General features: G+C 31.6%; 16 protein-coding genes. 9 read left to right on the top strand and 7 right to left on the bottom strand.

What is annotated here, in order from left to right; translation table 11 throughout:
• The first annotated feature begins 121 nt into the window (after positions 1-121).
• On the top strand, positions 122-751 hold the full coding sequence (locus tag ACFX4N_RS27285; protein WP_192101123.1) for a flavodoxin family protein: 630 nt from the start codon (positions 122-124) through the stop codon (positions 749-751).
• 83 nt (positions 752-834) lie between these two features.
• Here the strand turns inward: ACFX4N_RS27285 and ACFX4N_RS27280 are convergent, their stop codons facing one another.
• Positions 835-1,161 carry a YflT domain-containing protein gene (locus ACFX4N_RS27280; protein ID WP_098792524.1) on the bottom strand — a complete coding sequence of 109 codons (327 nt, stop codon included), beginning with the start codon at positions 1,159-1,161 and terminating at the stop codon, positions 835-837.
• Between the two features lie 223 nt (positions 1,162-1,384).
• Here ACFX4N_RS27280 and ACFX4N_RS27275 point away from each other — a divergent pair, with 223 nt between their 5' ends.
• From ACFX4N_RS27275 to ACFX4N_RS27260, 4 genes are all read left to right on the top strand, one after another.
• Positions 1,385-1,810, top strand: a complete 426-nt coding sequence (locus ACFX4N_RS27275; RefSeq protein ID WP_192101124.1) for a CBS domain-containing protein — start codon at positions 1,385-1,387, stop codon at positions 1,808-1,810.
• A gap of 77 nt (positions 1,811-1,887) precedes the next feature.
• Entirely contained in the window at positions 1,888-2,193 is a 306-nt protein-coding gene (locus ACFX4N_RS27270) for an MTH1187 family thiamine-binding protein (RefSeq protein ID WP_016766202.1), read from the top strand.
• A gap of 143 nt (positions 2,194-2,336) precedes the next feature.
• Complete coding sequence (locus ACFX4N_RS27265; protein ID WP_301264862.1) at positions 2,337-2,831, top strand: YflT domain-containing protein; 495 nt, start codon at positions 2,337-2,339, stop codon at positions 2,829-2,831.
• Between the two features lie 853 nt (positions 2,832-3,684).
• On the top strand, positions 3,685-3,825 hold the full coding sequence (locus tag ACFX4N_RS27260) for a hypothetical protein (RefSeq protein ID WP_156622803.1): 141 nt from the start codon (positions 3,685-3,687) through the stop codon (positions 3,823-3,825).
• Positions 3,826-3,904: 79 nt separating this feature from the next.
• On the opposite strand, the gene ACFX4N_RS27255 is transcribed toward ACFX4N_RS27260, so the two are convergent.
• Entirely contained in the window at positions 3,905-4,513 is a 609-nt protein-coding gene (locus tag ACFX4N_RS27255) for a hypothetical protein (protein WP_192101126.1), read from the bottom strand.
• A gap of 807 nt (positions 4,514-5,320) precedes the next feature.
• On the opposite strand from ACFX4N_RS27255, the gene ACFX4N_RS27250 reads away from it, so the two are divergent.
• A complete protein-coding gene (locus tag ACFX4N_RS27250; protein ID WP_192101127.1) occupies positions 5,321-5,692 on the top strand; it encodes a GntR family transcriptional regulator in 372 nt (123 codons plus the stop codon).
• Positions 5,693-6,059: 367 nt separating this feature from the next.
• On the opposite strand, the gene ACFX4N_RS27245 is transcribed toward ACFX4N_RS27250, so the two are convergent.
• The 5 genes from ACFX4N_RS27245 to ACFX4N_RS27225 all read right to left on the bottom strand — a co-directional run bounded on the left by ACFX4N_RS27245 (position 6,060) and on the right by ACFX4N_RS27225 (position 10,384).
• Positions 6,060-6,686 (bottom strand): putative bacteriocin export ABC transporter, encoded by a 627-nt coding sequence (locus tag ACFX4N_RS27245; RefSeq protein WP_192101128.1) that lies wholly within the window; start codon positions 6,684-6,686, stop codon positions 6,060-6,062.
• A gap of 5 nt (positions 6,687-6,691) precedes the next feature.
• On the bottom strand, positions 6,692-8,908 hold the full coding sequence (locus ACFX4N_RS27240) for a DUF1430 domain-containing protein (RefSeq protein ID WP_377263415.1): 2,217 nt from the start codon (positions 8,906-8,908) through the stop codon (positions 6,692-6,694).
• 343 nt (positions 8,909-9,251) lie between these two features.
• Entirely contained in the window at positions 9,252-9,542 is a 291-nt protein-coding gene (locus tag ACFX4N_RS27235) for a lactococcin 972 family bacteriocin (RefSeq protein WP_192101130.1), read from the bottom strand.
• Positions 9,543-9,862: 320 nt separating this feature from the next.
• Entirely contained in the window at positions 9,863-10,018 is a 156-nt protein-coding gene (locus tag ACFX4N_RS27230) for a hypothetical protein (RefSeq protein ID WP_192101131.1), read from the bottom strand.
• Between the two features lie 210 nt (positions 10,019-10,228).
• On the bottom strand, positions 10,229-10,384 hold the full coding sequence (locus tag ACFX4N_RS27225) for a hypothetical protein (RefSeq protein WP_244659776.1): 156 nt from the start codon (positions 10,382-10,384) through the stop codon (positions 10,229-10,231).
• 539 nt (positions 10,385-10,923) lie between these two features.
• On the opposite strand from ACFX4N_RS27225, the gene ACFX4N_RS27220 reads away from it, so the two are divergent.
• The 3 genes from ACFX4N_RS27220 (at position 10,924) to ACFX4N_RS27210 (ending at position 14,095) form a co-directional block, all read left to right on the top strand.
• Positions 10,924-11,181: a hypothetical protein gene (locus tag ACFX4N_RS27220; protein ID WP_192101132.1), complete on the top strand. Its 258-nt coding sequence runs from the start codon at positions 10,924-10,926 to the stop codon at positions 11,179-11,181.
• Positions 11,181-11,672, top strand: coding sequence for a hypothetical protein (locus ACFX4N_RS27215; RefSeq protein ID WP_192101133.1), 492 nt, complete (start codon positions 11,181-11,183; stop codon positions 11,670-11,672). The genes ACFX4N_RS27220 and ACFX4N_RS27215 overlap by 1 nt, the downstream gene beginning before the upstream one ends.
• A gap of 1,136 nt (positions 11,673-12,808) precedes the next feature.
• Positions 12,809-14,095, top strand: a complete 1,287-nt coding sequence (locus tag ACFX4N_RS27210; RefSeq protein ID WP_192101134.1) for a replication protein — start codon at positions 12,809-12,811, stop codon at positions 14,093-14,095.
• The last annotated feature ends 81 nt before the right edge of the window (positions 14,096-14,176 follow it).

The raw sequence follows: 14,176 nt of genomic DNA, 5'->3' as shown, positions 1-14,176 counted from the left end.
CACTCACCCTTTACTTACCCCCGACTAAAGAGTTGTAATACTACCAAATTTGCGTGTTTTTTTCTCTTCAATGGGGGAATATCCAAAGTAATACTTATTTATAAGGAGTTGGGAAATCAGCATGACACTTAAAGCTCTTGTACTTAATTGTACGTTAAAGAAAAGTCCTGAAGTCTCAAACACAGGTGCGTTAATTGGCGAAGTGGTGAAGATATTTGATAAGAATGAGGTGAAAACCGAAGTTATAACCATAGCAGACTATAAGATTGGACACGGAATTACAGAAAAAGCAGTAAATGAAGAAGATGAATGGCCTTCTATTTTTGAAAAAGTAAAGGAAGCAGATATTGTACTAATAGGCTCTCCTATTTGGCTAGGTGAACAAAGCAGTATTACTACTCAAATTATAGAAAGACTTTATGGCGGAAGTAGTCTAACAAATGATAAGGGTCAATACATTTACTACAACAAAGTAGGTGGAGTAGTAGTGACGGGAAATGAGGATGGAGCCAAACACGTTTCACGTTCGGTCCTCTACGCATTATCTCATATAGGTTTTACCATTCCTCCTAATGTGGATACCTATTGGGTAGGAGAAGCAGGACCAGGACCGTCCTTTATTGAAGCTGAAGGAACTAAAAATGATTTTACCATGCAACATGTGGAAATGATGGCTCATAATCTAATACATTTTGCGAGACTGTTGAAAAGTCACCCAATTCCTGCTGAAGGGAATTTAGTCAACAGTTAATAAAAGAGGATCCCGTTAACGGGTCCTCTTTTATATTTTCACATACATTCTGTAACTATTTTGCGAAAATTCCCCTTTTTTTGTTAACCTGCTTTGGTTGCCACTACTATTACACGCCCTTGATCTAATTCTCTTTCATATTGTTGAGCTTCAGCATCCGATAATCCTAAAGATTGAATTTTAGAACGTAATTCATCTCCACGAGATCGGAATACATTGGCTACTAAATCAAATGCTCCTTGTTCTGAGACCCCAATATTGTTGGTATCCAATGCTTCCGTTAAATCTTCAGAACGATTTTTATCGTGAGCTAATAAATATAATTCGTCTTTCGTATATCCTCGATTTAAAAATTGTTCAATTGCCTCTTTTGCTTGGACTCCGTTTTCTACTACTCTTACATTTTTCATAAAAAACCCTCCTTTGTAGTTAAATGATATATACCCATTTTCAAGAAATAAAAATCATTTTTTCACTAACTGATAAAATGCTATAAATTTTCTCAATTCACAATTCATTTTCTTCCCCTTAAAATCTAAAGCTGTGTTTACTAAAACTCAAGCTTATGTTTTAGAAGATGCTGTACGGGAACGAAGTAAAATAAGACGATTATTCAATAAAGGAGGAATTATTATGAACATAACAGAAGTAATGACCTCAAATATTGAGACGTGTAACTTTAAAAGTTCTTGTGGTGAGGTAGCTAACATGATGAAGAATCTGGATGTAGGAGTTATTCCCATTTGTGAAGATAATAAGCTAATAGGATTAATAACGGATCGTGATTTAGTTATCAAAGGATTAGCTAATGATTGTAATGCAAATACGCAGATCTCTGAAATGATAACAACGGACGTGATTACTGGTACAAAACATACGTCTGTAGAACAAGCTATGGAAATCATGTCTCAGTATCAAATACGCAGACTTCCTATCGTAGATGATGGAAAACTCATTGGAATGGTTTCTTTAGGAGATTTAGCAGTAAGTAATGCTTCAAATAAAGAAGCAGGGAAAGCTCTTGAGGACATTTCAGTCCCTGCTGAACCTACTAAATAAAAATCAGGAGATTTTATCTATAAATCGTTTCTTTTTTAGTTTTAAAAATACAAGGAAATGAGAAGGGAGTATACGTTATGCCTTTGTTAGAAATAAGTATTATACCTGTTGGAACAGATTCAACAAGTTTTAGTTCAGAAGTAATTAACGCTGTACGTAAGCTCAAGGGAAAGGAATTACATTATGATGTAACACCTACTTCTACCATAATAGAAGGAGACCTTGAACAATTATGGCAAGTAGCAAAAGAAATACATCAAGAGGCCATTTCAAGTGGTCCTAATCGAGTTATCACAAATATACGTATTGATCACCGGAAAGATAAGAAAACAGATATGAACCATCAAATAAATACCGTTGAGGATGCGTTACATCATAGTTAGGATAACGTAAAAAAAGATAATCTACTCAACGAAAGAGATTTTTTTGGTTTTTTCTATCTATAATAGCGATTATGATAAGTAGAAGTTTTAATATTTATACCTAGGGAACATAAATAATAGAAAAGGAATAGGAGGAGATGAAAATGGAACGAACTGCAAAGAGAGTTGTAGGGATATACAAATCTGAGCAAGAAGCCATTGCAGCTGTAGAAGATCTTAAAAATCAAGGGTACGCTACACGTGACATCTCCATCATCGGGCAAGACAGTAGAGAGGTAGATAGAGTAACAGAAGAAACAGATACTGAAGTGGTTGATGGAATTGCAGCAGGTGCCCTAACTGGTGGAGCTCTTGGTGGGTTAACAGGTTTATTAGTAGGAGCTGGTGCACTTGCTATTCCTGGAATAGGACCGATTGTTGCTGCGGGACCAATTGCAGCCGTGTTAACTGGCGCTGTAACGGGTGCAGGAGTTGGAGGATTAACAGGAGCTCTTGTTGAAATAGGTCTTTCTAAAGATGAAGCTGAATACTATGGTAACTCGGTCAAAGAAGGAAATATCTTAGTACTTGTTGATGAAAAAGAGCAGTTTGGTAAAAATAGAGAGCAAAAACCACCTCTATCCGAAAGAATTCTTTAAATTTGAATAAAAAGTTTATAAAAAGAGCTTTCTAATAGATGATGGGACTGACCCCAGAGAGTAAAACAAATAAAAAAACTACTGGCATATGTGTGTCAGTAGTTTTTTTAGGTTAAATAGTACGTAGATAAGAGCCTTGCATTTTAGAATTTAAACACTTCATGAGTAGTTTGCTCCAGATGTGAAAACTTATTACTCTTATTAGCTAAAAATACAGATTTTTACTTATTATCATGTACCAACCTATCTTCTTCTTTCCTTTTAAGAAATTTTTATATTAATGATAACTAAACAGAAAACTTCTAAACATTTAACGTCACTATGTTCTCGATAACATAAATTTAATCAAAAATAAAAAATCAGTGTATTTTAAGTATATAAGTAAATATAAAAACTAATTTATAAAAATCCTAGTTTTGCCATTTACTCTAACTTATGACAAATATGGGCTTTTTCTACAGAGTAGATAAATATTAAACTATTTTTGAATAAAATACATTAATAATTACACTTATTAATAATATAAAATTATCTATATATTAATATGTAAGTCCTTTAGTTGTAAAAAAATTTTATAAGGAAGAAGTTTCTCTTAGTCATCTCTTTTTATATCATAGAGGACTTATGACACTGAGTGAACACAATAGGAACTTCTGTACAAAATTGGCTAGATAAAATCAGGGAGAAAGAATAATGAAATAAAAAGAAATTAATTATCTTAAGTTTGCAGGATTTTTGATAGATTTACTCTCTTTTTATCGTATTAAATAACGAGTACTGTATTAACACCAAAAGAACTAAGAATTCAGGGTCAACATGAAATAGTAAAATTTATTAACAAAGACGGAGTGTGATGAATAAAATTATGTCAATCTACAAAGAACTAAATAAAATTACTATAAATATAAAAAATTATGATATACATGAATTGACAGAAAAAGAAAAAAAGAAGTTAAAAAAAGCACTTTTAAAGAGTTTAAAAAAACAAAAATAAATTTAACACATAAAAACGCCAGAAGATATCTCCTGGCGTTTTATTCTTCAATCAACATACAGGTTATTTTAATTCTAATTTACATTTTAAGATATTCTTTTCTTTCTTTTCTCCTGACAATTGTTAAATAAATAACAATGCTTACAATCATTGAACAAAAGGTAACATTTTGCGCAATACCAACAATGTCCCTCCAGCTTCTTGTTCCATTTACAAACAATTGCAAGAACAATCCTAGAAGTAAAGTTAGTTGTACATATGGCGTTTTTTTCATTAAAAACCCTACAATTCCACCAGAGACACCACCAATAGCTGATGCTCCGTACCATTTTATATAAACCAACGCCTGTTCTTTGAATGGTAATGATACTGCTGCATCCGTATAAAAATGGCCAATTACGAAGTAAAATGTAATTGCAGAAATCGTATAGATCGTTCCAAATAACGCAGACTCCTTAAGGCTTCTAGCAAAAATATAGCCAACAAGCATTGCTAAAATAAACCACATTGGTAAGGAGTTAATCATTACTGCTAAATATGAAATGATGAATTCAAAAACTGTTATACCATCTTTTAAATATGGCGAATTATCAGAAACAACCGAAAAAATTGCCACAATTAAACCAACGATAAATGTAAAGATAAAAAACTTTCTCCAACGTCTTCTGTATTCTTGATTCTCTCTCAACAAAGCACCTCCGTATGTATAAAGGAACACATTCTTACTTTTCTTTCCCTTATTTCAAGTACAACCTTTTAAAATTCACATAATTATTTTAACATAAAATTCCTATTTATCTTCCAGAAAATAAGTTTGCTCAATATTAAGTGAACTACCTTAGATATATTTTATTCTTTAAATCAAATACTGGATTTAAATCGTACATTAGATAAAAAGTTAACTCTAGCTGTTTTTTTATATGCGATATTTTCTCTAGCTTAGGGAGTTGAATAGCCCCAGCTTCCATGAATTAGTTTACGATTTTATCACCTTTCAATATGCGTAAATAAAGATTTGTTAACCTTTTCATTACTTTTATATCTATTTCAATATCCTTAAAAATAATTAATGATTAGAATTCTTCATACTAGAAAGCTACTCTAATTAAACAGGTGTGTTGTATTCTTAGGCTGTCTCACCCAAAAAGAAGAGCGGAAGGCATAGCAGATAATTATGCTATATTCATTAATAACCCGCATAACGTTTACCAATTATAATTTTTCCTTTTAGTAACGATTTTCACGTAAATTTGTATACGTTGAATCGATGCTAATTACGCTATATAATATCATTAAATAGATTCATACCCCTCTGATTGATTAGAGGAGTATGAATCTATTAGAATTATTAAGTTTCAGAATTCAAAAAAATCTTCTACTATAATTTATTGTTATAAATTTTAAAGATGCGTAGCAAATGTACTACTTTTTTGGTGAACAAAGCTAAAATTAATTATTTCTTGAAAGAAATAAATTAAATAAGGAGTTAGACTGCATGTTAACATATGATAAATACAGTAAAAAACCTATTTATGAGCAAATAGCTGAATATATAAAGAAGCTAATTATCAGTGGAGAATATAATAATAATGTTCCTCTGCCCTCTATAAGGTTTCTTGCTAATGATTTAAACGTTAACATAAATACTATCCAAAAAGCTTATAACAAATTAGAACAACAAGGATATATCTATACAGTAATAGGAAAAGGGAAATTCATTAATCAAGATCATCAATTGGATAAAGAGGTTAGAATACAAGAAATTAAAAAAGAAGTTTTAAGGTTAACAAAGGAAGCTTTGTATTTAGGCGTCAACCTCGAAGAAATATTATCTTCAGTATCTCTTACTTATCAAAAAAGTAAATAGTTAATGTACCTATAATATTACACCTTTGTTACTTACTATAATTAAATATGTAATTGCAAATACTATACGAGCGTAAGAGAGATTACAAGTTATTTTCTATTTTTACAGCCGATTTAAAAGGGAAATTTAAAGTATATATTAGAAATTTTTCAGTTAAAAACCAACGTTTGGCTATAATCTAGCAGAATTATCCAACCCCTCTATTACCAAACGAATGTCAAAGTTGAAATAATAAACTTAGAATTTTTTAAGAAATCACACTAGATATTTATCTAGTGTGATTTTATTTGAAATTATCCCATGATTTATAGTACATTTTGATTTAGACTGACTAATATATTAAATACACCATTGTCCATTTCAAAGTTTATAAGTTAATGATTCTAGTACATTCTTTAGCAACTTCAGAATCATGAGTAACAATAATAACAGTTTTCCCTTGGGCATTTAATGATTTTAAAATATTAAGTACGTGATCCCTATTTAGTACATCTAATGATCCTGTTGGCTCATCTGCTAGTATAATATCGTTTTTCTTTAATATGAGCCTAGCTAATGCTATTCTTTGTTGTTCTCCACCACTCAACTGGTATATTTTTTTATCTATTTTATCTGCTAAGTGGACTTTTTCAAGTGCCTCTTGTTTCATCTCTTTTTTATTAGGAGATTTTACATACTCTAACGCCACATCTAAATTTTTGCTCACAGTCTCTTGTTCAATTAACGCATAATTTTGAAATAAATAACCTATTGTATATCTGAATAATTTTAATTGCTGCTTTTCACTTTTCCAAGCATTTTGTACTCCCTGGATAAATACATCTCCGGAATCAGGCTCTTCTAAGAGTCCTATTATATTTAATAATGTTGATTTTCCTTTTCCACTCTGTCCGGTAATAGCAACCATTTCTCCCTGTTTTATTGACAAATTCAAATTTTTAAATAGTTGTTTATCACCATATTTTTTAGATATGTTTTTTAATTCAATTTCCATATATCTTATGCCCCTTTTAATACGTCCTTCGTCTTTTTCTTCTCTGTAAATTTGATCATGGTATAAACTAATATCCATTCAAACACTAAAAAAGCTAATACGATAAACAATGTCATTGTAACGGTTGATATTCCAATAGCTAATAACCCTAAGCAAATAATTAACCAAAAAAGACTTACCATACTAAAGAATTTGTTATGTCGCTTAAAAAAAGAGAATCCATTGATCTTTTGAACCGAATGAATGAGTTTGTTTCTTTCTAAATAGTTCAAAACCATGAAAATAGTAATTATTATTTCTATACTTAATAATAGGATTGACAAGAAAAGATTCATTTTAATTTCATTTTGTAAATTAAACATATAACCGTCGACAACACTATATAATAAAGGCGTAGTAAGAATTGTATCCTGAAGGTCTGCTAATTTAATATCATTTTTTAATTCCTTATACGGATTACTAGAATCATTTATATGAGGGAAAAAATAACCTGCGCTCAGATAATTAAGATAACTGTCTCCCCCCATATTTTGTGAATTAACAACTACTAGTAAAGAATCCTTAACATAATTCTGATTCTCGACCTCTAGATTAGGGTTATATAGAAAATGTTTCTGCCTATTTTTTATAAAAACTAACTTCACTTCAACCTCTTTATGTGATTTAACCTTCTTTCCTGTATTCTTATAATATGTATCTTCATCAATAAATCTTTTAAATTGATACCACTCTTTATATCTTTTAAAAATATCCTTTTCTAAATCACAATATTTTTCTGGTACTAATACTATTAAATTGTCGCCAAAATTTTCTTTTAACTTTATTTTCTCACCATTGAGGTCGTAAACAGGATTATGCCTTAAATAGTTGGGATTTACTTGAATAGTATTACCTTCTTCTGGATCGTATTCATTGCCTTTTTCTCTAACAGGAATAGATTGTTCACTTTCAATAAATTCTTTGTATATTATACTGTCCGATGGTTTTACAAGCATAGCTCCTTTTTCACTAGCTAAATTAAAAAGTTTCTTACTCTTTACTCCTATTTCATATGCCCAAATGTCACGATCTCCAGTAGAAGTATCTTGAATCTCATAAAAACTGTAATTTTTTGTGGTATTCCATTTTTCATAGTTAGAATTTTGTGCTGTAAATTCTTGATAATTATTAAAGAAGTTAATAAACAGAATAACTAAAATTATTGAAAATATAAGCTTTGAGCTATAGTTTAAAAACTGAACTAGTTTTAAGGGTTTCTTATTTTTTAACATTTCGGCAATTTTTATATGGTATACCATTAAGAAAGGGGCTAATCCAAATAGAATAGACACAAATGTAAATACAAGCTGCCACACGACCCACTCGCTGCTAAAATCTAAAAATCTACTCATTCTATTATAAAAGAATAAGTAAATAACTTGGAATATACTCACTATTCCCAAAGCTATGGCATGAATTAGTACATTCTCTTTCATTAAATGCTTAAAAATTAGCTCTCTATCGCTGTAACCAAACATTTTTTTTATTGCCAGTTCTTTGTAATTTAATAAAATATAGTATAAAAAACTTAAGGAAATTAAAATGAATATGATAACAAGAACAATTATTAGATATTTACTAAATCCCTGATCTGCTAAGGTATTCATAATGTTTAATTGCTTTTGATTTTTAATTTTAAAACCTACTTTTGTTTTCAATTCATCTTTTATTTTTTCAATAGCTTTGGGTTTTTCACTATCAACTAAATAAGTTCCTCTTAAATTTTCATTCTTTGCTGCTTTCAGTGGTCTTATTTCAATAATGTTACTGGGTGAAAATAAATCTATTCTACCAATTTGTTCACTATTCTTTTCATTTAGGGATGATAAATATAGATCTTTAGAATCTTTTTCTGTAAACATTTTGCCCGATTTTAAAGGAAATTCTTTCTTAAACTTATCTACATCGCTTATTGCTGTATAAAGAATAATTTTTTGCTTTTGTGAAGTTTCAATAGGCTTATATACTACCTTGTAGATATTCACCTTTTCTTTTCTTGAGATTTCCTCTATCTTATTCAATTTGTCTTCTGGTCTGTCTTTCTTACTCCATTCAACCACACTTAGTGATACCTTGTTAGATGAATTAATATCTATCATTTCTTTTACTTCATAGTATTTAATAAACATAAAAGATGAAATACCATAGGCTACAAGTACTAAACCTATTAAAATCTTTTTCATGATAGTCCTCCACTATAAGCTAATATTGAAATAATTACTCTTTTTAATTTTTTGAAATCCCTCAATAATTTTCATAAATCTATTTTATAACGAGAAAAAAATAGTTAAATAAATGTTTATTACTTTTCCCTCAATACTTAACTAAATATTATGTAAATTGTTAATTTAATCCTTATCTTTATAAATATAAAAATAAGGAATTCCTGAGAAATGTCGAAAAAATACCAACATTCCTCAGGAATTAGATTATTATTATAAAAATGACTCATTGAACCTATTAAATTAGTAAAAGAATATACTGTTTAACAATTATTCTGAAAAAGATAAGTTATACCACTCTGTATTATTGTACATCCCAATAAGAATAATCGACTGCAAACGCTCTATCTGTCGCACTTGCATAAGATGTTACGCCCGCAGATTTCCATCCAGAATCATAATAATAGGCTCCTTGAACTGAAGATTTATGTACTTTTGAACCATGGTAATAATTTGACCAAACCTTTCCTCCACCTGTTCCATAGTCCCATTTTCCACCACCTACGTATGCTGTAGATGCAAATGCTGCTGTTACCCCTGAACCTAGAAGTGCACCGCATAGTACTAACGAAGTTAAACCTTTTTTCAATTTCATCTCCAAATCCTCCCTATAATTCATATTAGTAGCCTATTAGGCTAACAATTAACATAATAAACACTTATTGGAAAAAAGGGAAGCATTTTTTTACAAAAAAATAGATTTTTTTGTAAAAAATATGTAGATGAAGTCGGAATATAGTTTCAACACTTAGAATAATATAGAAAAAAATGTATACATAGTATGTCTCTATTTTTCCCCTTCAAACTTTTTCTTTTTTTAACGTTCCATTTCTTGTGTTACATTTCGTTTTTTTGTAGAATGTGCTCCGTTATTCCGTGTGAAAAATTTCGTGAATTCATTTTGTTTTTTTTCTCTTATCTTTTCCTCTTGTCATGTTCCTTTTTCTCTGTATCTAACGACTTTTCAAGCTGAACTTTTAAAAATCCCTGCGAGGAAATCTTTTTTTCTTTTGTCACTTCATCAATTTCTCTCATTGCCATTGCATTTATATTTCGTGTTATTATATCCACTACATTCGTTCCTTTCCTGTAAATTGCGGTTTCCCACTGCAAAAGAGAGAACTGCAAAAGAGAGAAGAGCATAAGGGGTTTTTGCCCCCACCATAGGTGTCGGGCTAGGCAGAGCCTAGCAAAACCGTGGGTACAAGAAAAACTGTTTAATGTAAACCTGCTGTGAACCTCAAAAAAACACATGTGAACCTACTGTTAACATGTGTTTTTTCATTTCATGGCTAAATCCTGTTGCTTTTCATTCAATTTTTGGAGCTTTTTTTGTAAACTTTTTTGTTCATCTTCATAGAGCTGAATGCTTTCATCACTCGATTGAATGGCATCCTTTTTCATCGCAATTTTTGATTCCGTATCAGCTTTTTTCATAGCTTTTTATTTTCTTTTTTACAACATTTTTTTCTAGCTCATGTGAACATGAAAAAGATAAATGATGATGGCCTGTGAACATGCATTTTTTTAGAACAGTCATCGTTTATAGCATAAAAATTGATGCATAAATGATAAAAAAGCACGCGTAAATCACTCGTATTATGAGCAAAAACAAATGGCTATTTTAATCATGAACATGCGAAAAAAATAAAAAAAACCGCCTGCTTCTGTCTTATTTTTTCAAAAAAACACTTCAAAATGAACTGGCCCTTGAGGGGACATTTATCAACTATGAAGGGTCGGTGAAGGGGTTTCTGGCACAAATGTTGTGATCACTGAAGGTGCGGTGAAGGGACTGTCCTGCAATTTGAGGGTGCGTTGAGGGGGTTCTTGCAAACATTTCCTTGTACCCAAGATTTTGTTAGGCTCTGCCTAACTCCACGCAGCCTGTGGGGACAAAAACCCCTTATGCTCTTCAAGATGTTTTTTACGTTTTTTATGTTGATGCAATAAAAACACAGAAAAGGAGAACAAACATGGAGATTAAAGTGAGAAATGTATGTCCGGTTGCTGTGAGTAAAGTAGATCGTTTAGCTAAAGAGAAAGGTCTTTCTAGACAAGCTTTTTTGAAAGAACAAATCGAAACATTATCCATTATGAAAGAAGTAGAAAAGCGAGAACAAGCTATTGATGATTTGTATGATCGAACGATAGATACAATGCAAAGATGCTCAGATGCGATGACAAATATGGATCGTACATTCAATAAACTCTTTGGGGAGGATGAAGAATAATGACAGCAAGCAAACACAGAAGAATGATTTCTTTAAGTGACGAGGCTGATGAATATCTTCATAAACATATGAAAGAAAGAGGCTATCGTTTTCCAGGGGATGCCATTGCAGATATCATTCGAAGATATGAAAAGTTAAAAAAGAATGAACCTGATGAAACATTTTTAGACGCTGCTACAATTGACGCAATAGGTCAGGCTTATCTGAAAAGAGCGAGTGGATTTTACCGGTACTTAGACAATGAGTTAAGTGAGGTAAAAGAAACTACAAAGAATACACAAATAGACACTAGAGTACTAATGGAACTAATTAATAACTTATACGACCATTTGAATATTCAAAAGTTTAAGTCTACACAGTTCGATGAAACAGAAGCTACTAAGAAGGCCAAAAGAGTTGTGCTACACCAGATTCAAGAGGAAAGAATGCAGTTCACGGAAAAAAGAAAACGGGAAGAAGCAGAAGAAATGGCCCATTTATTTGAAGATTAATCTTAAAGTTTATAAAAGCAGGCCTTAGCCTGCTTTTTCTGCTTCTATAATATAGTGAAATGAAGATCTGCAGTAGCTAAGTTCGAAAAGGCCATTTATGAGTAAAGTTAGCTTTCATATCTGTGTCTTGATAGATACATTACGTTTGTTTTATCGGCAACTTTCTAAACCATGTAGTTTGTTCCTAAGACTTTCAACAATCATTTTGAGCTTCTAAGAATAAAAAGAGCGTTAAACTATTCAGAAAACATTAAAGTAGCTTATACAAAGCGTAGGAACCTCCCAAAGCTATCTTAAAGAACAAGATAAAACATACGCTTCCCTCTCACAAACCATACAGTAAAAATTTAAAAACTATATATTAGCGCATTGCTTTTTACTAACTCCAAGTCGTTTACTCCTTTATTGTTAAATCTAAACCCAATAGTTTAACTTAGGATCAACTTATATATAACTAATAAAGGAACCTTCTGTACTCCCCCTTTGAGGCAAAAACCACTCCCCTGCCTCATAGCTAGAAGCTATCCATATCATATTATGAGCATAATGAATAGGGTGATTTTTTCTCACCCCTTTTACCAAAAAGGACTACAAAAAATCACCCTACCCAGAATAGATAATTACCATTATCATTGAAAGTATACTAATTACTAATTCTTTAATGTTATTAAAAGTGTGGCATTATAACATACTTTTGAAGACTTGGGGAGGGGTAAAAAGATACCCCTCCCTAGATTACAAAAATTCAGCTATGATGAAGTCAACTCCTAAAGAAATGATAAATGCATCGTAGCCAAAAATACTTGTTTTGATATATTTTGCTAATTTTTATTGAATTATGAGACTAGTTAACGCTATAATAAAACTAACAAAAACGTGCGGATAGAAAAAAGACTTCAACTGTTTAAGTAGTGCGTCAACACTCTTAAACCGTTCCCCCTAGATACGGTAGGGAAAACACTTGTCGAAGTCTCTTGTTAATAGAGTTAGTTTTGTACAAAATAAAACTTATGGTTTTATTTTATACGAAATTGACATCTATTTCAAGGGCTTAGTTTATCTTAATTGAGGCATTGTTTTCCTTTTACAAGGGAGATAATGTCTTTTTTGTGTTCCTTAAAGGAGAAGATGAACAAATGAAAAAGCTATTAACTTGCTATTTACCAGATGTAAATGCCTTCAACGGACGATTCAAATGGTTATGGAAAGAAACACCGACCCTTCGTAAAAAGAAAGAAGCGTTTTTAGAAACACTTCGTACTTACTTTAAACAACAGCAAGTAGCCCTACATAAAGTATTCCCTAAAAAACGTATGGAAATGTTAGATTACGTGATTTATAACCTTGTTGCTACAGGTATTCAAGCGATTCACTCAAAAACACTTATGGAAAAGTTTGATGTATCCCAAAGTACCGTTTCTCGCTTTGTGAAATCGTTAAAGGAAACACCGTTTATGATCGTGGCACGTTATATCAAAGAAGATACAACAGGTGCTCATCCCGATAGCTATGTGTTTATCCTTAAAAGCCATAAGAATTTTGATCAAATTTGTGAGGAAATCTTTTTTGCACACGATACAACAGGTATTCAAGCGCTTCAACAAGAAGAAATGACAACTCCTGTGACAACTCCTGTGACAAGTCCAGAAAGTGCTAAAAACGTTGATACACCAAGTTTTGAGGACGAAAAAGCGTCGTCCCCCTTTATTAACCTTGATTTACCTAAAAATCATTTAAATAATCATTTAATATCTGCTTCACAGTCGTTTGCTTATATCAAAGGTGTTCCTAAAAAAGTAAATAATGTGTACGCAGGTAAATATGGTCATCACCTAAAAGACTTTTATGCTCGTATTCAAAATGCTGCAAAAGCAGTAAAACGAGATACAGAGATTGAGATTCTGAAAGAACAGGTACATGAAGTCGCTTATACAGCCATTGTAGGCTTAGATAAATATGTTCATGAGGCGAATCATAAGGGTACTACTCTATCACTGGATGAAATGTGCCGTCTTGTTTATCAAATTGCCTACAATCAATTTACCAATCTACGAAAAGGGAATACAGAAGAACAATCATCTAAGTCAGACATACATACTGAAGCTGAAACAGCAGCATTATTTACGCCTAAACATATCATCCGTAAGGAATTGGTTCCTGCTTGGTTACAAGCTGAACAGGAGCAAAAAGAGTGTATACAAGAAACAGCTATTTCTCTGGATGAACAGCTTGAAATGATCCAATTAAAGCAAGATTTAGGGCAAGAACTAACGCCAGAAGAAGAAACTTTGCTCCAAGAGCACAGTTCTACGTACAGTTCGTTCGAAGTGGCGCAGCTGAAGCAGGATCTAGGACAAGTCTTAACACCACAGGAACAAGCTTTATTACAACAACATGCCCAATTACAGGACACCGTTTCGTAATCAAAAAGTGAAGAAATCCCTTAGAAGCTGATGTTTAACAAGAGTATTATTATTTAGAACATGCTTCTAAATAATCAATAT

The organism is Priestia sp. YIM B13551 (assembly GCF_042787905.1).
GTDB lineage: Bacteria > Bacillota > Bacilli > Bacillales > Bacillaceae_H > Priestia.
Note: the sequence above shows the minus strand (reverse complement) of the source record. Positions and strands in the feature narration are given on the sequence as shown.

Coding starts and splice junctions, on each gene's coding strand:
- ACFX4N_RS27245 (WP_192101128.1), bottom strand. CDS start 6,686: ATGGAAATTGAATTAAAAAACATATCTAAAAAATATGGTGATAAACAA.
- ACFX4N_RS27220 (WP_192101132.1), top strand. CDS start 10,924: ATGGAGATTAAAGTGAGAAATGTATGTCCGGTTGCTGTGAGTAAAGTA.
- ACFX4N_RS27225 (WP_244659776.1), bottom strand. CDS start 10,384: ATGAAAAAAGCTGATACGGAATCAAAAATTGCGATGAAAAAGGATGCC.
- ACFX4N_RS27250 (WP_192101127.1), top strand. CDS start 5,321: ATGTTAACATATGATAAATACAGTAAAAAACCTATTTATGAGCAAATA.
- ACFX4N_RS27215 (WP_192101133.1), top strand. CDS start 11,181: ATGACAGCAAGCAAACACAGAAGAATGATTTCTTTAAGTGACGAGGCT.
- ACFX4N_RS27260 (WP_156622803.1), top strand. CDS start 3,685: ATGAATAAAATTATGTCAATCTACAAAGAACTAAATAAAATTACTATA.
- ACFX4N_RS27210 (WP_192101134.1), top strand. CDS start 12,809: ATGAAAAAGCTATTAACTTGCTATTTACCAGATGTAAATGCCTTCAAC.
- ACFX4N_RS27280 (WP_098792524.1), bottom strand. CDS start 1,161: ATGAAAAATGTAAGAGTAGTAGAAAACGGAGTCCAAGCAAAAGAGGCA.
- ACFX4N_RS27270 (WP_016766202.1), top strand. CDS start 1,888: ATGCCTTTGTTAGAAATAAGTATTATACCTGTTGGAACAGATTCAACA.
- ACFX4N_RS27275 (WP_192101124.1), top strand. CDS start 1,385: ATGAACATAACAGAAGTAATGACCTCAAATATTGAGACGTGTAACTTT.
- ACFX4N_RS27235 (WP_192101130.1), bottom strand. CDS start 9,542: ATGAAATTGAAAAAAGGTTTAACTTCGTTAGTACTATGCGGTGCACTT.
- ACFX4N_RS27285 (WP_192101123.1), top strand. CDS start 122: ATGACACTTAAAGCTCTTGTACTTAATTGTACGTTAAAGAAAAGTCCT.
- ACFX4N_RS27265 (WP_301264862.1), top strand. CDS start 2,337: ATGGAACGAACTGCAAAGAGAGTTGTAGGGATATACAAATCTGAGCAA.
- ACFX4N_RS27240 (WP_377263415.1), bottom strand. CDS start 8,908: ATGAAAAAGATTTTAATAGGTTTAGTACTTGTAGCCTATGGTATTTCA.